This window comes from Psychromonas sp. SA13A (genome assembly GCF_011378715.1).
GTDB lineage: Bacteria > Pseudomonadota > Gammaproteobacteria > Enterobacterales > Psychromonadaceae > Psychromonas.
In genome coordinates, this window is sequence record NZ_WTKU01000028.1 from 26,045 (window position 1) to 51,330 (window position 25,286).

Below are 25,286 nucleotides of genomic sequence, written 5' to 3' on the forward strand. Positions count from 1 at the left end.
GCTACTGAACAGCATTGGGATATTTAAGTGACGCTTGGATCAGTAAATTACGTGGCGTAATGTGGGTGTCACAAAATGTACAGATCTGCACGTGATATCCAGCTTCTTGTAAACTTATAGCACGATCATAAGCAAGCCATAGCTCTAACGGTCGGCGAAAAAACTGTGTGACTAACTCAACGCGCCTTAATCGATTGAACCGCTTTTTACCCTGCGCTAAATAAATAGTTAGCGCATCATCAGAATAGCGGCTTAAATTAATATCGAGCAGTTTATATGTGACCACCCATTGCGAAAACTCTTTAAAGCTAGCAGACAATAACGTCTTAGGGAAACTAGGTACATTAAGGTATTCATCTGTTTTTAATAATGATTTTTGTAAACAGTCAAAACTTAAACGCCACAAAACTTCCTGATCATTAAGTTGTGATTAACGTTCTTTTAAAGTGCCTTGCTGTGCAATTGTTAGCTTTAAATCCTGCTTACTTAAAGGTGACGAGACCAATAAGTGGCTTGATTGACGAACATGTTTAGAAACGGGTTGATAGATATCATGCTCAGTTAAATGATAACAACAGGGACTGATAGTTATTTTTTTGTGCTTAACTTTTTAGCGCTGTTAATAAGGTGAACATGTAAATGACCGCAGGCGTGTAAAGCAACGACATGTTGTTGCTGATTTAAATATTCATCTGCTTCACCTAATAATACGTTAGCTTCGATAAAATTCTGTTCTATATCTTGTTGAACCGCTAATTGTTGACCTTGTTTACACAAGTCGCTACTCCACTCAATCGCACTTACTTTCGCACCTGTTTTATGGTGAATCAGTCTCCCTAAATGACCTTTTCCCGCACACCACTCTAAAATCGGTAATGAGCATTTTATGGTGTTAGAAAAGCAATCTATCTGCGTCCACTTTTTTCCTTTTATGCCTTTCTTAAACCAAAAAGGAATATCGTCATCAAAATAATCACTTAACTTGTTTAATTCAAACAAACTAGCTTCTATATTCAATAGTTCAGGAATGGCTTGCTTTAATATAGGGTACAGCAACGTAGGTGTTTTTGGTAAGCAGCTAATTGGCTATCATTAATACTTTGTAACAACTCAATGAGTTTTGTATTGCCATTGAAGGAAGGATATTCACTCAAAACAAATTGCATTGCCAATATTGCACAAACTGAGTTAAATAAAGATCTATTTTATTAAAATTATCAATTAATGAATGATTACTTGTTAAGTCATCATTCATTAAACAAGGCAATCATAGGTTAAAGAATCATTTAAAAATATTTCTTTCACTTGCTTATCATTGCGAACAGTCATTTTTCTTTTTATCTAATGAACAGGCTTCCCATTCAGTTTTATCTTTTTTATCGATATCATCGGTTGTTAATGGGTCACTGCAACAACTACTCAAATGAACAGCCTCTAACCATTGCTGTAGCTCTTCCTCAGTAGGTTTCTTTTTATCGCTCATGTGCGCATTACCTTTTAAATTGGATTAACAGTAAGATATTTAAATGCCTATACTATCTAATATTTCCAAAAATACATCTTCTCGAGTTTTAGGTGTTAAATTTGGATATAAACGACATAAACGTATTGCTTGGCTGAATTTATTTTTTCCTAACACACTTAAAACACGTGTAAATAATGTTTCATCTAGAAAGAATGTTTTAACGGCATGATTCACTGCATCGTCTAGTGAAACGTAAACGACACCGTCAAACTCAAAACTATCGTTATCACTATTCACTTCTAATCGCGTGTTATTAATGATCAGCGGCCAGCCCTGATAATTAATACGTGCTTGCATCATTTCAAACATTGGCCATGCACTGCGTTTAAAACCTTCGAACGCACTGCCTTCTAATTCTGACTCTTCAAGCTCTTTTTTTGTCCAATTCGATCCAATACTCAATACTTTTTGGTGTTTACTAGTAAGCGCTTGTTTAATGGCATCGCGATAGCTGTAAATGGAAGGGAAAGCCGAGCGTTTAACAATGTTTGCACATTCTTTACAACTTGGGAGACTGAGAGGCTGATGATCTAAAATATTAATTTCATAATCATGCTTAGGAAACTTAATTTTTTTATCACTTGGCTCACCGCAAAACCAACAAGTATTTCGAAAATTAAAAGGGATTTCTACCGCGGCAAAAGTGCTCATATTAAGATCTCTCAAAAATGACTTAGAGTACGTTCTGAATGGCTATTAATCAATGTAAAAAATGATTCATAAAATCGCTAACAGAGGCAGTAAGCAAAGCATGAAACCACTAAAAATAGGAATGGGTAATTTAACAACGCTCAAAGGTTAAAGTTAACAAGAAGGAATAGAGGTTGTATAGGGTTTGTAAGTGACTGATATGAAAATATTTACAGAATCTATTTAGCGGGCTCTAAAAACAGGAAAGGGCAGCCTAAGCTGCCCTAATTTTAGTCACACTATCAAATCCGTGATAGAAATTGCTCCATGCAATACATCCCTTTGACTATTGCCATACTAGGCGTCCACTTCCCAAATCCTTTGGGCTTCTTCCTTGCTTATATCCATATACGATAAACATCCTGTTTATCAATCCAGTATCCTACTGGCTTCATCCTTGATACATCCTTATTTAATAAACATCCTGCTTATTAACAGCTCCCTTTCCCTGGAAGGTGTCCCTATTACATCCTGTAATGTCGTCCTTGCTTTTCCTTAATGATAAACAATCCGGTTTATCTCACTCCAATCCTTGAAGTTTCCTTTCATCATCCTGATACGACAAATAATCCTTATTCACCGTGTTACAACATCCTGTTGTATCCTGCTATCCGTATCGAGTCTACATCCTGTAAACTATCTACGTCCTTGTTTGCGGAATAGATAATACTGCGCATCATAGTGATAAAGAGGACTTAAACATCAACGGTTAATCAAACATATGCATAAAAAACAATTATATAAATAAAAATCAATTACTTAACTAAAAAACCAAGTTTAATAATGTATTAAATAAGCAAATCAAAGTGAGGATCTATTACGACTACAATGGTCGATCTCGCACAAAATTAAATTAACCTCATAATCACCTTTGAACCTAGAGGACAATAATCTTGATAGCGGTCACATTCGTACTCACACCCAAATTAAATTAGCGCGATTAGATAGTCAGTTTTCGACGCAAGTATTGATTTTTCAGGTTAAATTTTAACTAAAAAGATCAACGTATCAGGAAGAAAGCAGCTATGAGAAAAAATGCCAAATTTCAAGGTAAAACACCATCGCTCTTTATAATGAAATATACTAAGCAGTAGGTAGTTCTAATGCTGATATTTATTCAAAAAATAAAATAATAAACTAAGCATAGTATTTGCTACTGATTCGCATTATATTTATGCTTTTATTTCTACCCTAGGTTATTTTTATGTCTGTATACGCCACTTTATGCTTCCTCGCCGCAGCAGCAATGTTGATTACATTTATTAATAGTAAATTAGGTAAATGGCAAACTACCATTGCGATTACTGCCGGCTCATTACTTTTTTCTTTATTAATCGTCGTCGCAGGTAAAAATGGTTTTACGCAATTACAAGATACCGCCATTACACAACTCGCAAAATTAGATTTTGAGCACTTTCTATTAAATGGATTGTTAGGCTTTTTGCTATTTGCAGGCGGCTTGGGCATTAAATTAGAAAGCTTAAAAGACCAAAAATGGGAGATTACCGCTTTAGCTTTAGGGGCGACCTTATTTTCAACTTTCTTCATTGGCTTTGCTCTGTATTTTATTTGCCAATTAATCGGTATTCCTTTTGACCTTATTTACTGTTTACTGTTTGGTTCACTCATTTCACCTACGGACCCGATTGCTGTTTTAGCTATTGTCAAAAAACTCGATGCTCCGCAACGTATATCAACTCAAATTGAAGGTGAGTCTTTATTTAATGACGGCTTTGGTTTAGTTATTTTTGTTACCTTGTTTAGCATCGCCTTCTCTGGTCAGCCAGTATCAATAGAAAGTGTTTCAATGATGTTTTTGCATGAGGCGATTGGCGGTATTGTCTATGGTTTTGCGCTTGGATTAATATTTCATTATTTAATTAGTGCCACTAATGACCATGCCATGGAATTATTGCTAACAATTGGTGTCCCTACTGCTGGATATGTATTTGGCCAAATGATCGGGGTATCGGGTCCACTCGCCATGGTTGTCGCTGGCATCATGATTGGTAATTGGACTAGAAAAAATGGTTTCTCTAAAGAGAGTAAAGCACAACTAGATCACTTTTGGGAACTCGTCGATGAGTTTTTAAACGGCATATTATTCTTATTAATTGGCTTAAGCATGTTGGAATTTAGCTTCCATGGTGAAGACTGGATCATCATGCTTATTACTATCCCGTTAGTATTATTAGCTCGTTATTTGAGCGTTCGTTTATGTTATGTAGGTTTTAATCAATTTCGTAGTTACAACCCATATTCAGTGAAGATTTTAACCTGGGGTGGTTTACGAGGCGGATTAGCATTAGCCATGGCAATGGCTATTCCAGCTGGCGTTTGGGTATTACCAGAGAAACAAATTGATGTGCGTGAGATTATTTTGGTGATCACATACGGTGTTGTATTATTTTCAATTCTTATACAAGGCTCGAGCATTGTGCCATTAATTAACAAAGCAAAAGAATGGCAAAATACGCATCAAAGATAGTTAATCACATTGAAATAAAGTGACCATAATACAAGACTACCGGGCAAATCAAAACAAGCCCTGTTAGTCTTGTTAACAGATTGTATTGGACAGCTAACAATCAAAATAGGTTAGTAAGTTCGGTTGCAATCGTTCAGGTCATTATTTTACCGATCTCTGCAAAATTAAAACGCCTTAAAAACCCTCAAAATATCAATCAACATTTTGGTATTAAAAGCGACTAAATAACTTCTAATAGATATTAATACACATGAGAGCAAAAATATAAATAAACCAACAGTCTAACAATATGGACTTATGTATTAATAATCAGGATGAATTATGTCTCAAGCTTCGCAAAAACCGATGCGCTCTATCCGTACCCTCGTCATTAAAGTATTCATCTTTGTATTTGTACTGGCGATCTCTACTACACTTGCTTTGCAATATTACTTTAGCCACTCAACCCTGCAAAAATCGACCGAACTGTCATATCGAACAGAAGCTAATAGGATCAATCAATATGTTGATCAAATAAATGCAAAAGCCATCACCGACGGTTTGCTATTAGCCAATTTCACTCGCTTAACTGAAAATAAAAAAATTACACCAAAAGCACTACAAATGCTGACGACGTTAATGCACAACAACTCCGCCTACCATAGTATTTCTGTTGGTTTTGAAAATGGCAATGTGCAGCAGCTAGTTAACCTAAATGCGGCACACAACGATCCTGCCTCACAAAGTGTGGCGTCAGACTGGTGGCTTTTAATCTCAATTAATGGACAAGGAGAACAACGCATTCGAACATTTTATTACTTTGACCAGTCCTTTAATTTACGTAAGCAATATCAGGAAGAAACTAATTATGATTTAACACAACAAGCTTGGTTTCAAGACGCAGTCATTAATTCAGTAAAAAAATCAAAACCTTACTTATTCCCATACTCTAAAATTTTTGGCCAAACCTACTCAATAAAGGTGCCTGAAACTAATATAGTATTGGGTATAAACATGACTTTAAATACCTTGCCTGAAATATTACAAAACGATCTGAAAAACAGTGAAGACAAGCTCAATAGCACATTCCATGAAGCCTATATTGTTACCCAATCGGGTCAATTAATAGCATCAAATCAGGCTAATAAAGCATTTAGTAATGGCCATCAATTACCTACAGCTCCCTACCCTGCATTAATACCGTTAATACAACAAAAACAGAAGCTTAACCAACTTATACTGACCACTTTGAATCAACAACCCTATTATGTTTATATCACTCCTATCAACAGCATAAATGGTGTGAATAAATATTTAGCATTAGTTATCCCTAAACAGCAATTAATGGCGGAGAACACACAGCAACTAATAATGATTCTGTTGCTAAGCCTACTGTGCTTATTATTGTTGTTACCCTTTTTATGGCTATTTTCTTCATCAATTATTAATCCATTGAATGCGTTGCAGCGAAATATTGATAAAGTGAAAATGCGTCACTTTAAACAATTAACAACAAACACTAGCAACATCAGTGAAATACAGAATTTAGATCGGTCACTTATTGAGATGAGTCTCTCTATTGAAACTTATCAAACTGAGCAGAAGCAATTGATGGAGTCTTTTATTAAGCTCATTGCACAGGCCATTGATGATAAATCACCTTATACAGCGGGACATTGCAATCGAGTACCTGAACTTGGTTTAATGCTCGTAAAAGCGGCACAAGCCTCTAACTTAGCACCCTTTACAGACTTTAAATTTGAAAATGAAGATCAGCAGCAAGAATTTAATCTAGCAGCTTGGTTACATGACTTAGGTAAGATAACCACACCTGAACATATCATTAATAAAGGTACTAAATTAGAAGCAAACTATAATCGAATTCATGAAATACGGATGCGTTTTGAAGTGTTATGGCGCGATGCAGAGATCACTTATTATCAACAAAGTAGAGCGCACCCTGAACGCAATAAACCACTTAAAGAAGCATTAATAAAAGAACAATTACAATTAATGCGAGATTTTGAATTTGTCGCCAAAGCAAATATTGGCGATACCTTTATGGTGCAACAAGATATTTTACGCTTACAAAAAATTGGAGAGCAAACTTGGTTACGCTATTTTGATGATAGATTAGGTTTATCCTTGATTGAAGAGCTTAACTTAACGGGTAAAAAACAAAAATTACCAGTAACAGAAAAATTATTAAGCGACAAAAACGAACATATTATCAAGCGAGATAATCAACTTGAATTTGACCCTAAGTTTGCCATAAAAATGCAAGTGCCTAAGTACCTTTATAATTTAGGTGAGTTATATAATTTATCCATTAGTAGCGGTACGTTAACCGTGGAGGATAGATTTAAAATCAACCAAAACGTAGCCAGCACAATTAAAATATTAGACAGCCTTCATTTTCCGCCTGAGCTTGCTAACGTACCTCGTTATGCCTCCACACACTCAGAAAATCTAAAAGGGACAGGTTACCCTCGCCAGCTCAGTGCCAAGGATTTATCGATTCCTGAGCGAATTTTAGTGATTGCCGATATTTTTGAAGCGTTAACAACAACTGACAGACCTTATAAAAAAGCTAAATCCCTCAGTATTGCCATTGATATTTTATATAACATGGCATTGCAACAGGATGTTGATATGGATATTTTTAAACTGTTTTTAAGCAGTGGTATTTATTTACAATATGCGAATAAGTTTTTAGATAAAAAACAGATTGATACAGTGGATATTGGCCAGTATATTGATTAATAAAGTAGTCAATATAGGGCTTAATGCAACGAATATTTCTATTCATAAACTAGTTGGGTTATCAGTGTGAATATAACATCTACAATAGATTGGCCTTGGTTAATAAAACAGGCTAAACAACATAAAAAACGTCTTATTATCGCAAACATCATTGCTATTTTAGCGACCTTAATTAGTGTGCCTATTCCCCTACTAATGCCGCTAATGGTAGATGAAATATTATTAAAACAACCCGCCTCTGGTGTTGCCTTAATGGACCATTTTTTACCTACAAATTGGCAACAACCTGCAAGCTATATCATGGTTATTTTTTTCGCTGTTATTCTAATGCGTACCATTAGCCAGTTATTAAATATTTTGCAAAGCCGCCAATTTACACTCGTCTCTAAAGCCATTACTTGTAAGATTCGACAGCAATTATTAGATAAGGTAGGAAGAATTAGTATTCGCCAATATGAAACACGTGGTAGTGGCGGTATTAACTCTCATTTAATCACAGATATTGAAACTATTGATAAATTTCTAGGCAGTACATTAAGCCGCTTTATTGTGAGCTTATTAACCGTTATTGGCACTGCAATTATTCTATTATGGATTGATTGGCGCTTAGGGCTTTTTATCTTATTGATCAATCCACTGGTCGTTTATTGCTCTCGAAAGTTAGGTGCGCAAGTCAAACATTTGAAAAAACTTGAAAATCAAACTTTTGAAGCATTTCAAAATCGTTTAATTGAAACCCTTGATGGTATTTATCAATTACGCGCCTCTAATCGTGAAAAAGATTTTTTGCATCAACTAAAACAGCAAGCAGATAATATTCGCTATAGCGCAGATAAATATGCTTGGCAAAGTGAAGCCGCAAGTCGCTTCTCATTTTTACTGTTTTTATTAGGTTTCGAGTTATTTCGGGCTGTCGCGATGTTAATGGTGTTATTCAGTGATTTAACCATTGGGCAAATGTTCGCGGTATTTGGCTACCTCTGGTTTATGCTCTCTCCCGTTCAGGAGTTACTCAATATACAGTTTTCTTGGTACAGCGCTGCAGCAGCTTTAAAACGAATCAATACTTTAATGCTGCTTGAGGAGGATCAGCGACCAGTTAGCAAAGTAAATCCTTTCCTTAAAAAGCAGGCAACAGAAGTAATCATTGAAAATGTTAACTTTGCATACGACAACGAGCAACAAATATTAAACAAATTAAGTTTAACGATTCCTGCAGGTAAAAAAATTGCCTTAGTTGGTGCAAGTGGAAGCGGAAAATCAACGCTTATCCAGCTATTAATTGGTGTTTACCAACCTAATAATGGTCGCATTCTGTTCAATGGAGAAGATAGCAGTGATATTGGTTTCGATATCATTCGCGATAATATATCAGTGGTATTACAACAACCTGTATTATTTAACGATACGCTGCGCCACAATTTATCATTAGGTCTAACCTATAGTGATCAACAATTATGGCATGCTTTAGATATTGCACAGTTAAGTGACCTTAAAACTCAACTGACAGAGGGTCTCGATACTCCACTAGGGCGACAAGGGTTACGCTTATCAGGTGGACAACGGCAACGTGTTGCGATTGCAAGAATGGTATTAACAGATCCACAATTAGTGATTTTAGATGAAGCAACCTCGGCATTAGATACACAAACAGAAGCAGCATTACACCGTGCTTTAAGTGACTTTTTGATAAACCGAACAACCTTGATCGTTGCGCATCGATTATCCGCAGTGAAACAAGCCGATACTATTTTTGTATTAGAAGAAGGACAAGTCAGCCAATCTGGGACACATCAAGATTTATTAGTTGAAGAAGGTTTATATCAAACATTATACGGGGCAGCTCAAAGCCATTAAGCAGTTAAGCAGTTAAGCAGTTAAGCAGTTAAGCAGTTATTGCAATTGTAACTTGATCCTATACAAGTAGTTACTGATAATGCGCGCTATAAGCAAACCTTCAGTCAGTCTTGGCAACAAAATATATGAATAAAGTACAATTACATCAACAGTTAATGACACATCTACAACAGCTTTTAAATAATGCCAAGTTAGCAGCAAAGCAAGCACATGAAGCCGCCACCAGTGAAGAAAATATTGCCGAGGGTAGATATGATACCTTAGCGATAGAAGCAGCCTATTTAGCACAGGGGCAATCACAACGAGTTATACAGTGCCAAGCGGATCTCGATGCCTGCATTAACTTATCCACCAGTAAATCAACCATTGGTGAAATAGGCGCTTTAATAGTGCTCCTTGACGAGCAAGAACAAGCTAAATATTTATGGATTTGCCCCGTTGCAGGCGGCATGAAATTAAAGTGGAATCAACATACAGTACTGGTTATTACTCCTCAATCTCCAATGGGCCACGCATTATTTAATCAACAGTTAGACGATCAAGTTGCCATTACCATTGCAGATAAAACACAACATTATGAAATATTACAGATCATTTAACCCTTTGATGGCATGCTCCAAAATACTGCTGGATTAACATACTAGCACTCGAGTAGATAAGGTAGACTTTATTTATGTTTAAAATAAATGATTAAATCAATAATGCCTGATACAACCCAAAGCTAGACTAATTATCCATCACAGCATATTTTTAAATGTTTACACTCAACATTCCTCCATTTATGCCAATTTCAATTTACCTCATCTGCAATTTACTTCATCTACAATATCGAGCCTTCAATTTCCCGTCTCCTCAATGAATCGTTCAGCTTTAAAATTAAAGATTAAAAAATATTCTTTAAATTTAATCACTTTTTGAAAATCTCTACTATTCTTATTCTTTCATTAAAAAAGGACATAAAATGATTGAAAATAAAAAGGTTTCTCCCGCTAGAAGGCATTTTTTAAAAGTCACAACAGGCATAGTCGCTGCCGGTGTCACTGCTAGCTTATTGCCAGCTCAAGCAAGTGCAAAAGGATTTAAACTTGATCAGCATCGACATCGTCATGATAAAAAACGTTGGAAAAAAGTACAAAAAGAATTTGTTTTAGATAAAAAAACAACTTATATGAATATTGGTACAACCGGCTCTATGCCTAAAAGTGTATTAGATAATTATCAAAAAAATAATTTAAGCGTGGCGAAAAACCCATGGGATATGCAAAATAAATTTGGTTCATGGCCCTACGTTACAGAAATGACAGAGAGTATTGCACCAGGCTTTGGTGCCAATGCCAATGAAATTATACTCAGTCGCAATACCACTGACGGCATGTGCAGCATTCTTAATGGCTTACATTTTGAGGATGGTGACGTGATCTTAACCACGCATCATGAACATGTTGCTGCGCATTCTCCACTACATGTACTTGCTGCACGCTATGGTGTGGAAGTTATTTATCTAGATATTCCTGTAGATAGCGGTGATAACAGTATTACAGAGCAAGAGTTTGTTGATTTATTTGCACTGGCTGCCAATCAATATGCAGGCAGAGTACGGTTAATCACTTTTTCACATATCACTTACAAAACCGGTACCCGTTTACCCGCAAAACGAATCTGCCAAGAAGTGGCCATTCCCAACCAAATTCCAACACTTATTGATGGTGCACATAGTATCGGTATGTTGGATCTAGATTTTCATGACATTGATTGTGATTTTTATGCAGGTTCTGGGCATAAGTGGCAGTGTGGCCCAGGTGCAACCGGTATCTTATTTGTACGAGATGGTGCAACACGATTAGATCAGTACTGGTCTGATCGCGAAAATCCGTTATGGTTTATCAATTCATCATTAGGCCATGCAGATTATTTAGGCACACAGCTGCAACTACAATACATAGGTAATGACAACTATCCAGCCAAACAAGCATTAACCGATGCATGTAAAATGTGGGATGAAATTGGGCGAGATACCATCGAAGCACGCGTATTGGCTTTGAGTAAATATTGTAAGCAGCAATTAAAAACAACATTTCCAAGTGCCGCTATCTACTCACCAGATATTGATCAACTTGCCAGTGCAATCACAAGCTTTAATCCTTTTGACGATGTTAACGACTTAGTAATGTTAACTGAGTTTAGAGATCGGTTACGCGAACAAACTGGATTCATTATTCGTACCACTGACTTTAAAATACAACAAAGTGACGCGGTCGATACTCATGCATTAAGAATTTCAACTCACCTATTCCATGACCATGATGACGTAAATGACTTAATTAATGCGATGCAGCATGTATTTTACGGTATGAGCTAATCTTCTTAGTAAGTTAATGATTGCTGATTTTTATACCTTATTGAATTGATCTGGTGATATGTGGTTACATTACGTATTCCCGTTTTCAATCAACATCGAGTATAAATTATCAGCAAGCATGCCGTTCTAATCCACCACAAGCTGACATTGTTTTAATTGATTTAGCTCTTTTAACTACAAAGTATGCAGTATTTTACTGCTTGATAGCATGACTATTAATTAATACTTCCAACATCTCACCTTTAAGTTTGAAGAGTTCTGTCTATACTGATTGTACATAATTTAAAACTTAAGCGAACAAATGTTGTACAGCAAAATAAATAACGACAAAACAAATTGTTACAAGCAGTTTTAACCAATTGTGCTGTTTTTAAAAATGTTAGCTCCGAGCCTTTTACTTTAACCAGTGAGCTTAATCAGTAAGTTTTCAACATTAATATTAGATATAAAAAAATTTTACATGATAAGGCCTATTTAATGACCCTAACAAAATATAAATATCTTTGCAGTTTAATCGCTCTTCTTCTAATTTGCTTTTATAGCAGTGTCAGTACCGCTAGAGATCTTGAACAGATTAAAGCAGATGGGGTGTTAAGACATATCGGCGTACCCTATGCGAATTTTATTACACTATATACTGAGGGTGATCGTACTGTGGTAGGCGGGTTAGATGCCGAATTAATGCAGGGTTTTGCCAAACACTTAGGTCTTGAATATGAATTTATTACAGCGAGTTGGTCAAATGCATTTACCTTGTTAACAGGAAAAAATGCGAGTTACATTAATAATCAATTACAAAGAGGTCATATTGACCATGGAATAGAAGGTGACGTTATTGCCAATGGGGCAACCATTTTACCATGGAGATCTGAAGTTGTTGATTTTTCTTTCGACTATTTCCCATCAGCGGTATGGTTAGTGGCTAAAGCTGAATCAGACTTAATACCTATAATCCCTACAGGCATCATTAAACAAGATATCATTGCCGTTAAAAAACTGATAAAGGATCATGATGTTTTAGCGATGAAGCAAACTTGCCTCGATCCTGATTTATATAACTTATACGATACTGAAGCGAATATTATATTGCCTATTACAGATCTAAAACTGAATGAAATGATACCCGCCATTCTCAATAATGATGCAGAAAGTACATTACTTGATGTACCAGATACGTTAATCGCACTACAAAAATGGCCAGGTGAAATAAAAGTAATCGGCCCTGTTTCATACGACCAAAGAATGGCTGTCGCCTTTCGCAAAGACTCTCCACAATTGCGTGAGGCTTTCAATCAATACCTGCAGAAAATGAAAAGAAGCGGTGAATATAATCAATTAGTTAAGAAATATTACCCTTCCGTTTTTAATTTTTATCCTGACTTTTTCAAGATAAAAAATCAATGAGGATGATTATTCGCCAATGGTTAACCAGTAAAAATAGCCTATTATTCGGTAGTGTTATGTTAGCAAGTTACTTGCTATTAATTTTAACTGTAACTAACGTTGGGCAAACAAAATTACAAGAATCGCAACATAATGAACTGCATTTAAAAATACAACATTATGCCGAATTATTAAGTAATTATTTTGACCTTTCAAATCGTAGCCTCAGTTTTATTGCAAAAAACAAAACAGTAAGCACCTTTTTTGCTAATAAAAATTCAGGCATGTCAATGACCTATGGCCTAAGAGCAAGTTTGTTTAATGTCCAACAATTACTTGCCGAGCGTATACAACCAAATCAGGATAAACGTCCGCCTTACTTCTCACGTATTACATTACTAGCATTGGATGACACAATTATCGCCGACACTGCACAGCAAAGAGAATTTAATCGCGACAATATAGACCTACTAGCATTACAGTCTGAGTATCAGACATTATTAGTTAATAAGAATAAAAATGAGTTAAGTCTGCGTTTATCTACGACTGTGTATTTCCAAAATAAAGCGATTGCAGTGATGGTTGGTGAATATGATCAGTCACGTATCATTGCATTGCTCAATGCGCAACAATACCAAGGTACAGGCAGTTATATTCGATTATTAAATGAGTACGGTAGCTTATTTGTTTGGAATTCCTTAAAAAATCCAGAAGCTTTCAATCTAGGTGATGATCGTGTGCATTCTTTTCATTTAAAGAAAAAAGTAAAAAATACTCCTTTCACCCTAGAAGCTTGGGTTGAGGGTGTAGATGATAAAGACTTATTTACCTCTAAATGGTTTGTTTTATTACTCTCTTTATTGGCTATTCCAGTATTTTCTGGCTTGTATTATTTGTTTTATATTGAACGTAAAAATAGTCTGCTGCGAACACAAATCCATCATTCAACAAAACAACAAACAGCACTTTCAACGCATAATTTACAGTTAGAGAAAGAGGTTAAAAAACGAAAACTATCCGAAGAAAAGTTAGCCTATCAAGCAACACATGATTCATTAACAGGCTTACCAAATAGAAGTTATAGCCTGCAAAAATTAAATGATGCCGTCAATAATTGCCAACGTAGCCGTAAAAAAATCTTAATCATGTATATTGATTTAGATAATTTTAAACAAGTTAACGACACTTTAGGGCATGCTGCAGGCGATATCATTTTGCAGGAAACAGGTAAGCGATTAAAACTAGCACTGCGTAAAACAGATACCGTCGCTCGTTTAAGTGGTGATGAATTCATGGTGATCATTGATGAGTTGCAAGATTTAGAGCAAGCTAAAGAGCTAGCCGTTAAGGTACTACATTTATTTGATCAACCATTTCAAATGAATAAACATCTATTTCATACCTCTACCAGTATTGGCTTAGCGGTTTTTCCTGATGATGCCACAGATGCAGAAAGTTTATTAAAAAGTGCGGATATGGCTCTTTACAAAGTAAAAGATACAGGGCGAAATAACTTTAGCTTCTTTGAATCGAAGATGAATGACGATGTAAATCGTAAGGTGGCTATTAATACACGTTTACGTGCCGCACTTATAGAAAATACCTTAGAAATGTACTATCAACCACTGATTGACCTAAGCACTCAAAAAATCATTGGGGCGGAAGCATTAATGCGCTGGACAGATAGTCAACTAGGTTTTGTACCACCCGATGAGTTCATTGCTCAGGCTGAAAAAAATGATTTAATTGACCAGTTAGGTAGTTTTGCTTTAAATACCGCAGCACACCAAGCAGCGGAATGGCAACAACTTGCTCCCTTACAAATTGCTATCAATTTTTCTAGCGTACAATTCAGACATTGTGAGTCATTATTGGCAGAAATTCAGCAGGTTTTATTAACAACCGGTTTACCACCGGAAAAATTAGATGTTGAAGTAACTGAAAGTTTATTGATTAATCAAGAAGGCGAATTGTTTGATATGCTGAAATCGTTACGTGATATGGGTGTTGAACTGAGTATTGATGATTTTGGGACGGGATATTCTGCACTGAGTTATTTACAGAAATTTTCATTTACTAAGTTAAAAATCGACCGCGCTTTTATCATGAACTTAACGAATAACAAGGCGGATCAATCACTGGTTAAAGCAATCACTGCAATGGCTAAAGCACTTAATTTAAAAGTTGTTGCGGAAGGGATTGAAGATGAAAAGCAAATGCAATTTTTAACCAGTCTTAACTGTGAATTTGGGCAAGGCTATTTGTTTAGTCCACCAGTAACGGCTGAGAAGTTTGAACGTTTATTACGTGATCAAATGAATGCAGAAAGTTAGGCATTATTGTGCGAATCTAGGAAACTAACAAGTTAAGCATTTATTATAAAACCTCATATATTCACTAATAAGGCCAATATTCTATCGATAGCTTATTGGCCTTCATTGTAGATTAAAGTCACTGCTCTTTATATTAATACAAACTTACACTGATAAACACAACGAACAGCATGTTAGTTCTGTTGTTGATCTACTAATAACTCGGTTAAAGCTTGTTTGTAGGCTGCAACGGGTTGTGCACCAGATAAAGCACTACGACGATTAAAGACCACAGCAGGCACAGCAGAAATCCCTAACCGTTGCCAATATTCTTCTTGCTCTATAATCTGCTCACGCTGTGTCTCACTCTCTAGATATTGCTTCGCTTGCTCTACATCTAAACCAACTTGAGCAATCTCTTCAAGTAATGTGACACGATTAGAAACATCTTTTTTATCAGTAAAAGCAGCACTAAATAAACGTAACTTGAATTCTGTTTGCTTGCCTTGCTCATGTGCATATTCAAGCAATACGTGTGCATCACGTGTATTTACTATCTTCATTTTATCAAAAAAATTAAATGTAAAACCTGCTTCTGCGCCGCGTTGAGCAATGTTAAGACGTGACTGCTTACTTTCTTCCTCGGAAGAGCCATATTTTTCTGCAACATGCTCCCTTAAGTCTTGCCCTTCTGCAGGCATATTAGGGTTTAACTCAAACGGTTGCCATTGCAGTTCAATTTTATCTGCTATCTCTAACTCATCGATTGCTCTTTGTAAGTTTTTATAACCAATAATACACCAAGGACAAACAACATCTGAGACGACATCAATCTGAATTTTATTACTCATAACAACCTCTATATTTAGCTCATACTCAATTTCAAAATAACAATTTATAATTATACTGAGTATCTGTAGTTACCAATATAGCCAAATAAGAACGGTCGTTCAACACATTGTTATATGCTCCTATTAATTGCTAATAAATAAACAAAATAAAGCACCCACTTATAATACGATTAAGATATAAGGAAATATAAGAAGGTGAAAATATTCTAACTTTAAAAATTGCGTCGACGACTAAAGATTCATAAACTTAATTGTATTACAATAAATCCAAAACCAGCTCTATTAATCATTCTGAAATAAAGGTTTAATTGTGTCTCAGCAGTCTTATATTAAGAAAAATTTATCTCTTGCATGGCCATTAGCATTAAATGGATTACTAATGCAGTCGATGTTAATGATCGATACATTATTAATCTCCCCATTAGGGGAGCTTCCTCTTGCTGCTATGGGTATTTCAACAGCGATTATTGCGGCTATTCTTGGTATTCAAATGGCATTAGCCAATGGAACTCAATTGGTATTGAGTCGTGCAGTAGGTTCCGGTAATAGTACTTCACTATCAAGAGCATTTGTATCAGGACTGATTATTAACACTTCCATTTCAGTCATGTTTTGGGTGATTTTAACATGCTTTGATCAAACATTAATTCAAGCGATTACCAGTGACATAACCCTGCATAAAGAGATCACCAACTACTTAGATATCGCCAAATATATTGTTATATTCACAGCACTCACGCAAGTGATCATCGCACTCTTTAATGGCTTGGGTAAAACTCAGGTACCTTTTAAAGGTTACCTTATCGAACTGCCTATCAACGCATTGCTTTCGTATCTCTTTATACACGGCTATCAATTCACAAATAACCTTAGTTTAGAAGGCATGGGCGTTCAAGGTGCAGCGATTGGTAGCCTGATGGCGATCACCGTGAGGCTTATTTATCTGGCTCTGTATATGTACTTAAACAAGCAGATAACGATTACTTTACCCGTTAAAGACGTGTCAATGATACGAAATATCCGCCTGCACTTTATTGAGATATTTCCCGTTGCCGCCAATGTAATGGTGCTGGCAATGGGTATTACAGTGTATCAGTTGCTGTACTCTCAACTTGAAATCAATGCTTATGTAGCGATTACATTAATGATGCCATGGATCCGTGCGGGTACTCAGTTTATTGCCGCATGGTCACATTCAACAGCCATTACAGTAAGCCAAGCAATCGGATCAGGTAAAATGGATGATCTAGCTAAAAACGTTGATAAAAGTATTGATATTGCAGTCCTGATATCCATCCTCTGTGCCATTTTTTTTGCAGGGATCAGCTTATTCATTGCGAATATTTACCCTGATTTAGATGCCGAAACCTACCAAGCATTATCAGTAATTGCTCCTCTTTACATCTTTTTACCGATAGTTCGCGGTTACAACACAGTACATGGCAATGTGTTACGTGCATTAGGTAAAACAACCGCTGTTTTCAAAATCAATTTTACCGGTCAATGGCTTATCTCCATTCCACTCTGTGCCCTTATTATTTTTGTATTCGACGCTTCTATATTTTGGGCATTTGCAATACAGCCTTTTGAAGAGATAGTTAAAGCGATACCTTTTAGGCAACTCGCAAGAAAATCTTTAAAAGAATTTGATTTAGAAAAAGCAAAAAATTTAAGCCATGATTAAAAGTACACAGCATAAAAATAGCTTTTAAAGGAAATAAAAAAATATTAATACTTGAATTCGAGAAGCTGAAATAATCAAAAATCGATACGAATATTTGATCTCGGCATAAGTTCTGTTTTTTAGTATGTGATCAATAATACACATTTTATCATCTGTACTTCTTTTCAGATAATGACTCCCTATGATGCATAGTTAATTAATATAGTATTACAATATAACAATCATAAAAAAGGATTAGAAAATGAAAAAAACACTTATTCTTGCTGGTTCAATGTTACTTGCTTTACCTACATTAACACTCGCAGATGTTGCTAATAATGGCGTTGCAAACGCAGTACCTGCTGACAAATTTGACATGCGCAATTGGAAAATCACTATTCCTTCAGATATCAACCAAGATGGTCGAGTAGATGAAATTGAAGGTGTTGCAATGTTAAGTTATGCGCATCAAGACTTTTTCTTTTTAGACAAAGATAACAACATGGTTTTTGAAGTACAAAACCAAGCGATCACCACTAAAAATTCAAAAAATGCTCGTTCTGAATTACGTCAGATGCCTCGTGGTGCTGACTTTTCCATAGACACCTCAGACAAACTTAACCAATGGGCACTAAGCAGTCATCCACAAGCTAAAGAATATAGTGCTGTTGGCGGTACTTTAGAAGCAACAGTTAAAGTTAACCATGTCGCTGAAAATGCAAAACATCCAGAGCGTCCACCAGCCCATTCAGTTGTTGTTGGCCAAATTCATGCCAAGAAACACGACCAGTTAATCAAAGCAAAAACAGGTTTTGGTCACGGTAATGAGCCACTGAAAATTTTCTTCAAAAAATTCCCAGGGCACCAATACGGTTCTGTTTTTTGGAACTATGAACGAAACCTAGAAAAGAAAGATCCTAATCGTATGGATATTTCATTACCTGTTTGGGGCAATACTTGGGAAAACCAAGCAGAGCCGGGTAAAGCAGGCATCGCTTTAGGTGAAGAGTTTAGCTATAAAGTAAATATTGAAGGCACAATAATGCACTTAACCTTTGAGACGGCTCGTCACAAACCAGTTAGCTACGATATTGACTTAAGCAAAGGATACGATGACAAAGATCATGCCCAAGGTTATGCAGAAGATGATTTCTACTTCAAAGCAGGCGCTTATGGACAATGTAGTGTGAGTGATCAACATGCAGTTTGGGGAACAGGCTGTGAAGGTACTGGTGACTTTGCTAAAGATAAGAAAGACGGTAATTACAGTAGTGTGACATTCTCAGCACTTAAACTTAACGGTCAATAAAAAGCGAATAATATAAATTATTAAAAAGAGTCTTTTGCTTTGCAATGGACTCTTTTTTTATCTTTTGAAAATTCGCTCTATCCTTCTACTCTATGGCTCCTGATTCGGTTTATCCGTTTGCGTAATAACGGCTTCTAGTAGCTGCTCTTGTAACGTATCCTCTTCTGGTTTGTCGTCAACAGACGCACTTAAATCACTGCTATCAACCGCCTCAGAATCTTGTAATAACTCTACCATTTCAGAAGCAACTTCAGGTACAGAGTCAATAAAGGTACTCGCAACATCAACTGCATATTCAGGAATATTCTCAACTACTTGAGTCAAATAATCATTGACAGCTTCCTCAATATCTTCCGCTTGTTGTGCTTCACTTTGTTGCTCATTATCTGTGTCCATTAAGTTATTAACATAAGCTTCTGCGACAGCATTAGACGATTCAGGTAACGCCTCAGAAACGGTCAGCGCTAATTCCGCAGAATATTCAGGTGAAACATCACTTAAGCGACTATACAATTCAGTAGCCGTTTCCTGTGAAGCAGCTGCACTTCTATCGACTGGACGCATTTCATCTAATGAATCAGAAAACTCAGTCATATATTGCTCAGTCATTTCTAACAAGTCTGACGAATCTTCACCGGACATATTTTCAGCCGCTAATTCCATCACTCGAATACCATTATCTGGCATCGAATTAGCGATAGCGACAATAATATTAGTGAATTGATCTGGATGATTTGCACTTATCCAGTCAACCAATTCTTCCGCTTGTTCTGGCGATGCAGTGGTTAATGCTTCGGCAATATGAATAGCCATTTCAGGCGCAGCGGTACTGATCGCAGCATATAACTTACCAATATTGATTTCTTCAATAGTACTTAAGGCCGCTGCTAAGTTGGACGCATTATGTGGGTCTCTTAAAGCCAGCGCTTTAGCCATATTAACGGCAGCGCCGGGATTTTTAGTCGCTAAACTAACGGCGACTTCGGCTTCAGCACTTGGCTTATAGGCTGGTTCAGCATAATCGATACGTGGATCCAGTGCTGATACCGCACCTGCTGGCGTCTGCATAACAAAATGATCTTGGTCTTCTTGCGGTAAAGCAGAACGTTGTTGCATGCGGACTAATATAAAAACTAATAACGTAACCGCAACCGCAATAATAAAGGTAAATAATGCATTACTACCAAATGCGCCCATTGCGGCCGACGCTAAATAAGGCCCCAGAATACTGCCAAATGCATAAATCACTAATAACGAAGACATTGCCGCTAAAATTTGCTCTTTTAATACTTTATCGAAGGTTTCAGACATACTCATAGGATACAAACAAGCAGCAACACCAGTGATCAACGCAATTGAAAATAAGCTTAAATTGAACATATTTAATGAGAGGAATAAAGGGATACATAGCGCTGCTAAAATAATAGTTGTAACCATACCGAGCATAATTTTACGTCGGTCAAAATGATCAGAAAGGTAAGCAATAGGGAACTGTAATAGAATGGCCCCTAGTATTGCTGCTCCCATAAAAATGGATAGATTAAGATCTTTAATTCCATTATCGCTGGCAAAGATAGGCAACATATTTAATAAACCAGCGTACAGAACACCACAATAAAAACAACTCACGACCCCTAGTGGTGAAAGTTTTGCAATAGTAAGCAAAGACATCGATTCACTATCTTCAATCTTAGGCCCCTGCTGTTTACTAATCACAATTGGCGTTATCGCTAAGCTAAATAAAACCCCTGACACAACAAATAACGTCATTTGATCGATAGGTGCAATGCTTAATAAAAACTGCCCAGAGAATAGCGCACTCATTACCACCATCTGATTAATAGAGAGTATTCTGCCGCGATTTTTTTCAGTTGCACTAAAACTTAGCCAGCTATCCAACGTCGCATTGGTACAAGCGATACAGAATCCCGTTAAGATCCTCATCGCACCTAGAACAATTGGATCAGGAAACAAACCAGACACTAAAATAGCAACAGAGGTTAAACTACCGCACATCGCAAATATTCTAATATGGCCAACACGTTGTAATAACTTACGACTATAAACCGCACCCAGTAAAAATCCTACCGACAGCATTGATAAAACAAGACCAATATTACTCAGGCTAACGCCATCACTTTGCATTCGAACAGGTAACAAAATATTGCTTAACCCATAACCTGTCATTAATAAAAAACAGCTTATTAGCAATAGAAAAAAAGGTTTAATTGTCATTATCACAGAGGAATTCTCTTATTTAGCAGCGCATTGAGTGCTCCTAAATAGTCACTCACATACAGTGCATTTCAGGAGAAAGGGTATCGATGACCAATTGCTTAAACAATCGGCAAGAATGTTAAATATAAAGCAAAAAGCATTAACAAAAAAGCCCAATGTAACGCTTCAAGTATTATATTAAATCTTTCAATAATAGATCGGCTTAGTTTTGCAAAACGCTCAAACCTTTTAACCTCAAATGCATCATATGAAAATTAAAATACACACAGGGCCAATCAAAAATAGCTAATAATTTCAATGATATATTTACTTAAAAAATTTTATTCCCCAAAATATAGGCTCTCTACTCGAGCTATGCTCGAACGCTGGCTTGGGAACATGAATCAATTTGAAATAGAAGTCGCACAAAATTGCTTATTACCTTTGCAAAGGTCTAATGCAGAAGTGCTCTATTTTCAGCAGATTACTTTATTCATATTTCTTTTTTATATTCCTTTTATTTATATAAATTTATTTTTTATAACAAAATATTACAAGAAACTTTCCCTTCATCATTGTGAACTAAGACTCTCAAGAGGATGATTATTGAATGATCATTTTTTATACACACAAAAATATCATTAACGTAACTTCAACATCATCAAATTTAATACTAAGGAGTATCTAAATATGAGTCAAAGTATCGCAAGTTTTATTACTCAAACCCTTGAACAAGCTGGTGTAAAGCGAATTTGGGGTGTAACTGGCGATTCACTCAACGGAATAAGTGATAGTTTACGAAAAATGGGCTCTATCGAATGGTTAGGAACACGCCATGAAGAAGCCGCTGCTTTTGCCGCAGGTGCAGAAGCACACGTATCAGGAGAGTTGGCCGTCTGCGCAGGTTCTTGCGGTCCCGGCAACCTACATTTAATCAATGGTTTGTTTGACTGCCATCGAAATAAAGTCCCTGTATTGGCTATAGCTGCCCATATCCCCTCTTCTGAAATAGGCAGTAACTACTTTCAAGAAACACATCCCCAGGAATTATTTAAAGAATGCAGTGTTTTTTGTGAGTTAGTCTCTAATCCAGAACAAATGCCGTATTTACTCGAAACAGCTATGCGCCAAGCCATCTTGCATAATGATGTAAGCGTGCTTGTTCTACCCGGAGATATTGCGCTCAAAGCAATGCCAGAATTAACTAAAGCAAAATGGAACGTACCCAAACTAGCAACTTACACCCCTGATACAGATGATATAAAAACATTAGCAACACACCTTAATAAAAGTAAAAAGTTAACTTTATTGTGTGGTGCAGGGTGTAAAGGCTCGCATGACGAAATTATTGCTTTAGCAGAGAAACTACAAGCCCCAATAGTACATGCTATGCGCGGTAAAGAGTTTCTTGAATATGATAACCCCTATGATGTTGGAATGACTGGATTTATCGGTTTTGCATCGGGTTATCACGCAATGCAAGAAGCAGATACGTTATTAATGATCGGTACCAGCTTTCCTTATCGAGCTTTCTATCCAGAAAATGCCACTATTCTACAAATAGATAACCAACCCGCATCACTGGGACGACATGCTCAAATTGATTTTGGCGTACTAGGAGATACTAAAAATACTGTGACCTCATTACTTGAGCATATTAAAGATGGCCGCAATAGCACCCATTTAAAAAAATGTGTTAAAAATTATAAAGAGTCCCGAAAGGACCTCGATTTATTGGCTAATGGCAAAACCTCACATAACTTGATTCACCCTCAATACCTTACGCGACTACTCGATGAACAAGCTGCTGACGATACTATCTTCACCTGTGATGTGGGAACACCAACCGTTTGGGCTGCTCGTTATTTATCGATGAATGGTCAACGCCGTTTAATTGGATCATTTAATCATGGTTCAATGGCAAATGCCTTATCACAAGCAATGGGAGCACAATCCTTAGACCGTAACCGTCAAGTAATTGCAATGTGTGGCGATGGTGGTTTCTCGATGTTAATGGGTGATCTGTTATCGCTAAAACAACTCAACCTACCAATTAAAATCGTTGTTTATAATAATCGCTCATTAGGTTTTGTTGCGATGGAGATGAAAGCTAGCGGTTACTTGTCAGATGATACCGATTTAGATAATCCAAGTTTTGCAAAAATAGCACAAGCCTGTGGCCTAAAAGGGATCCATGTTAGTAATCCAGAAAAGCTACCCCAAGCAATGGCTGAAATGATGGAACACTCTGGGCCTGTAGTGCTTGAAGTTGATACTGCAAAACAAGAACTTGCCATGCCACCACAAATTAAATTTGAACAGGCAAAAGGTTTTAGCGTTTATATGATGAAAGCGTTAATTAATGGTAAAGGTAATGAAATAGTCGAACTCAGCAAAACCAATTGGTCACGTTAAATTCCTGATCAGAAAAGATAAAGCCCCTATATGCAGTGTGGAGTGATGAACTGACCCCCAATAGTTGGACATTTTAGTTAGGCGGCTTGTAAGGCCTGGATTCGATACTCTATCGGAGTCAGGCCTTTTAATTTGACCTTTATCCTTTTTTTATTGTAATACTCGATATATTCGTCGAGCTTTTCTATCAGTTCATCGGCATCTTTGAAGTTTTGCCTATGATACATTTCTGTTTTTAATAATCCAAAAAAGTTTTCAGCTACTGCATTATCTAAGCAATTCCCTTTTCTGGACATACTTTGTGTAAGCCCACAATCTGCAAGCTGTTTTTGGTATGCTTTGTGCCGATACTGCCAGCCTTGATCGCTATGTACGATGGGTTTTGAGTTCTTGCTCAAATTATCGAGAGCATCTTTCAACATATCTGTGACTAATGGTAAACGAGCATTTTTAGCGATCTTATAAGCGATTACTTCTTGGGTAAATAGGTCAACAACTGGTGACAAATAGACTCTCTGATCTTTAACCTTAAATTCAGTTACATCGGTTACCCATTTTTCATCTGGTCTTGTTGCTTTAAAGTCTCGCTTAAGAACATTAGGTGCTGTTTTCCCTACACCTCCCTTATAAGAGCTGTATTTTTTGGGTCTTACTGTCGATTTTAAGTTTAATTGCGACATCAGTCTTTGTACCGTCTTATGGTTTAGCATAACTCCTTGCCTTCTAAGCGCTAGGTGAATACGACGATAGCCATAACGGCCTTTATGCTCATGGTAAATCGTCTTAATAAGATCTAATTCAAGACTATAAGCATCCATTTTTTTGCCTGCGTTAACTTGATAATAAAACACACTCTTTGCCAAGTGAGTGGCTTGAAGGAGGTGCTTCAAAGCATGCTTATCTTTGAGAGCTAAAACAACTAACGCTTTTTCTTTATTTGACGGCGTTTTGTCTGTTCCAGCTCTTCCAACTTTTTTAAAACAGCATTCTCTGCTCGTAGATAAGCAAGCTCTTCTTTTAGTTCTTCAAGTGTCATTTCATTATTTGGCTTTGCAGGAGTATTTGGTTGTGGTTTCATAGGAGGTCTCCCGAGTGAGGAACATTCAAGTCCTCTAAGCCCAGCCTCATTATATGTTTTTAGCCATACAGAAAGAGAGCCGGGTGAAGACAAATTTAATACAGCACTAGTGTGAGTGAGCGACCAGTCATTTGTCCACATTAATTTTAATGCTTGAAGTTTTGTTTTTGCATTACAACCATGAGAAGTAGGTAAGAATGCGTTTGTCCCATGAATTGCGAAAACCGAAGTCCAATATCGAATCTGTCGAGAGGATATTGTAAATTCATTTGCTAGTTTCCTAGATGACTTACCACCTAGGCATTCTTTTGCGATGATGAGTTTTAACTCACGACTATATTTGGACATAAAAAAAGACCCTCAGTAATTGGTTGTCCAACTATTTGGGGTCAGTTCA

17 protein-coding genes and 1 pseudogene are annotated in these 25,286 nt (G+C 36.6%); 10 read left to right on the plus strand and 8 right to left on the minus strand.

The features are described from left to right. Position 1: 1 nt before the first annotated feature. The 4 genes from GQR44_RS17805 to GQR44_RS17820 form a co-directional block, all read right to left on the minus strand. Positions 2-406: a hypothetical protein gene (locus GQR44_RS17805; protein WP_166373032.1), complete on the minus strand. Its 405-nt coding sequence runs from the start codon at positions 404-406 to the stop codon at positions 2-4. Positions 407-588: 182 nt separating this feature from the next. Beyond that, the gene (locus GQR44_RS17810; protein WP_166373033.1) at positions 589-999 is read right to left on the minus strand and encodes a methyltransferase; all 411 of its coding nucleotides are present in this window, start codon (positions 997-999) and stop codon (positions 589-591) included. Between the two features lie 313 nt (positions 1,000-1,312). Then, positions 1,313-1,483: a hypothetical protein gene (locus tag GQR44_RS17815; RefSeq protein WP_166373034.1), complete on the minus strand. Its 171-nt coding sequence runs from the start codon at positions 1,481-1,483 to the stop codon at positions 1,313-1,315. A gap of 39 nt (positions 1,484-1,522) precedes the next feature. After that, complete coding sequence (locus GQR44_RS17820; RefSeq protein WP_166373035.1) at positions 1,523-2,176, minus strand: hypothetical protein; 654 nt, start codon at positions 2,174-2,176, stop codon at positions 1,523-1,525. Positions 2,177-3,419: 1,243 nt separating this feature from the next. Here GQR44_RS17820 and GQR44_RS17825 point away from each other — a divergent pair. The 7 genes from GQR44_RS17825 to GQR44_RS17855 all read left to right on the plus strand — a co-directional run bounded on the left by GQR44_RS17825 (position 3,420) and on the right by GQR44_RS17855 (position 15,377). Further along, the gene (locus GQR44_RS17825; protein WP_166373036.1) at positions 3,420-4,703 is read left to right on the plus strand and encodes a sodium:proton antiporter; all 1,284 of its coding nucleotides are present in this window, start codon (positions 3,420-3,422) and stop codon (positions 4,701-4,703) included. A gap of 321 nt (positions 4,704-5,024) precedes the next feature. Next, positions 5,025-7,445, plus strand: coding sequence for an HD domain-containing phosphohydrolase (locus GQR44_RS17830; RefSeq protein WP_166373037.1), 2,421 nt, complete (start codon positions 5,025-5,027; stop codon positions 7,443-7,445). Between the two features lie 66 nt (positions 7,446-7,511). Beyond that, positions 7,512-9,302, plus strand: coding sequence for an ABC transporter ATP-binding protein (locus GQR44_RS17835; protein WP_346774374.1), 1,791 nt, complete (start codon positions 7,512-7,514; stop codon positions 9,300-9,302). A gap of 125 nt (positions 9,303-9,427) precedes the next feature. After that, positions 9,428-9,901: a GreA/GreB family elongation factor gene (locus GQR44_RS17840; protein ID WP_166373038.1), complete on the plus strand. Its 474-nt coding sequence runs from the start codon at positions 9,428-9,430 to the stop codon at positions 9,899-9,901. Positions 9,902-10,263: 362 nt separating this feature from the next. After that, entirely contained in the window at positions 10,264-11,661 is a 1,398-nt protein-coding gene (locus GQR44_RS17845; protein WP_166373039.1) for an aminotransferase class V-fold PLP-dependent enzyme, read from the plus strand. Positions 11,662-12,138: 477 nt separating this feature from the next. Then, positions 12,139-13,065: a transporter substrate-binding domain-containing protein gene (locus GQR44_RS17850; protein ID WP_166373040.1), complete on the plus strand. Its 927-nt coding sequence runs from the start codon at positions 12,139-12,141 to the stop codon at positions 13,063-13,065. Continuing rightward, positions 13,062-15,377 carry an EAL domain-containing protein gene (locus tag GQR44_RS17855; RefSeq protein ID WP_240923732.1) on the plus strand — a complete coding sequence of 772 codons (2,316 nt, stop codon included), beginning with the start codon at positions 13,062-13,064 and terminating at the stop codon, positions 15,375-15,377. Before GQR44_RS17850 ends, GQR44_RS17855 begins: the two co-directional genes overlap by 4 nt. 173 nt (positions 15,378-15,550) lie before the next feature. Here GQR44_RS17855 and GQR44_RS17860 read toward each other — a convergent pair whose 3' ends face one another. Further along, positions 15,551-16,207, minus strand: coding sequence for a DsbA family oxidoreductase (locus GQR44_RS17860; RefSeq protein ID WP_166373041.1), 657 nt, complete (start codon positions 16,205-16,207; stop codon positions 15,551-15,553). Between the two features lie 310 nt (positions 16,208-16,517). Here GQR44_RS17860 and GQR44_RS20080 point away from each other — a divergent pair, with 310 nt between their 5' ends. Next, complete coding sequence (locus GQR44_RS20080) at positions 16,518-17,891, plus strand: MATE family efflux transporter (protein ID WP_166373042.1); 1,374 nt, start codon at positions 16,518-16,520, stop codon at positions 17,889-17,891. Positions 17,892-18,132: 241 nt separating this feature from the next. Next, complete coding sequence (locus tag GQR44_RS17870) at positions 18,133-19,179, plus strand: polysaccharide lyase family 7 protein (RefSeq protein WP_166373043.1); 1,047 nt, start codon at positions 18,133-18,135, stop codon at positions 19,177-19,179. 90 nt (positions 19,180-19,269) lie between these two features. Here GQR44_RS17870 and GQR44_RS17875 read toward each other — a convergent pair whose 3' ends face one another. Beyond that, positions 19,270-21,414 carry an MFS transporter gene (locus tag GQR44_RS17875; protein WP_166373048.1) on the minus strand — a complete coding sequence of 715 codons (2,145 nt, stop codon included), beginning with the start codon at positions 21,412-21,414 and terminating at the stop codon, positions 19,270-19,272. Between the two features lie 672 nt (positions 21,415-22,086). Here GQR44_RS17875 and poxB point away from each other — a divergent pair. Next, a complete protein-coding gene (poxB, locus tag GQR44_RS17880) occupies positions 22,087-23,811 on the plus strand; it encodes a ubiquinone-dependent pyruvate dehydrogenase (protein ID WP_166373044.1) in 1,725 nt (574 codons plus the stop codon). Positions 23,812-23,888: 77 nt separating this feature from the next. Here the strand turns inward: poxB and GQR44_RS17885 are convergent. After that, positions 23,889-24,731, minus strand: a pseudogene (locus tag GQR44_RS17885) (IS3 family transposase); the annotation flags it as partial. Next, positions 24,731-25,237, minus strand: coding sequence for a helix-turn-helix domain-containing protein (locus tag GQR44_RS17890; RefSeq protein WP_166370789.1), 507 nt, complete (start codon positions 25,235-25,237; stop codon positions 24,731-24,733). The gene GQR44_RS17890 and the pseudogene GQR44_RS17885, both read right to left, overlap by 1 nt. Positions 25,238-25,286: the final 49 nt, after the last annotated feature.

Excerpts from the sequence above, each read along its gene's own strand:
- GQR44_RS17815 (WP_166373034.1), bottom strand. The coding sequence starts at position 1,483 with ATGAGCGATAAAAAGAAACCTACTGAGGAAGAGCTACAGCAATGGTTA.
- GQR44_RS17820 (WP_166373035.1), bottom strand. The coding sequence starts at position 2,176 with ATGAGCACTTTTGCCGCGGTAGAAATCCCTTTTAATTTTCGAAATACT.
- GQR44_RS17825 (WP_166373036.1), top strand. The coding sequence starts at position 3,420 with ATGTCTGTATACGCCACTTTATGCTTCCTCGCCGCAGCAGCAATGTTG.
- GQR44_RS17830 (WP_166373037.1), top strand. The coding sequence starts at position 5,025 with ATGTCTCAAGCTTCGCAAAAACCGATGCGCTCTATCCGTACCCTCGTC.
- GQR44_RS17840 (WP_166373038.1), top strand. The coding sequence starts at position 9,428 with ATGAATAAAGTACAATTACATCAACAGTTAATGACACATCTACAACAG.
- GQR44_RS17845 (WP_166373039.1), top strand. The coding sequence starts at position 10,264 with ATGATTGAAAATAAAAAGGTTTCTCCCGCTAGAAGGCATTTTTTAAAA.
- GQR44_RS17850 (WP_166373040.1), top strand. The coding sequence starts at position 12,139 with ATGACCCTAACAAAATATAAATATCTTTGCAGTTTAATCGCTCTTCTT.
- GQR44_RS17855 (WP_240923732.1), top strand. The coding sequence starts at position 13,062 with ATGAGGATGATTATTCGCCAATGGTTAACCAGTAAAAATAGCCTATTA.
- GQR44_RS17860 (WP_166373041.1), bottom strand. The coding sequence starts at position 16,207 with ATGAGTAATAAAATTCAGATTGATGTCGTCTCAGATGTTGTTTGTCCT.
- GQR44_RS17870 (WP_166373043.1), top strand. The coding sequence starts at position 18,133 with ATGAAAAAAACACTTATTCTTGCTGGTTCAATGTTACTTGCTTTACCT.
- GQR44_RS17875 (WP_166373048.1), bottom strand. The coding sequence starts at position 21,414 with ATGACAATTAAACCTTTTTTTCTATTGCTAATAAGCTGTTTTTTATTA.
- poxB (WP_166373044.1), top strand. The coding sequence starts at position 22,087 with ATGAGTCAAAGTATCGCAAGTTTTATTACTCAAACCCTTGAACAAGCT.
- GQR44_RS17890 (WP_166370789.1), bottom strand. The coding sequence starts at position 25,237 with ATGTCCAAATATAGTCGTGAGTTAAAACTCATCATCGCAAAAGAATGC.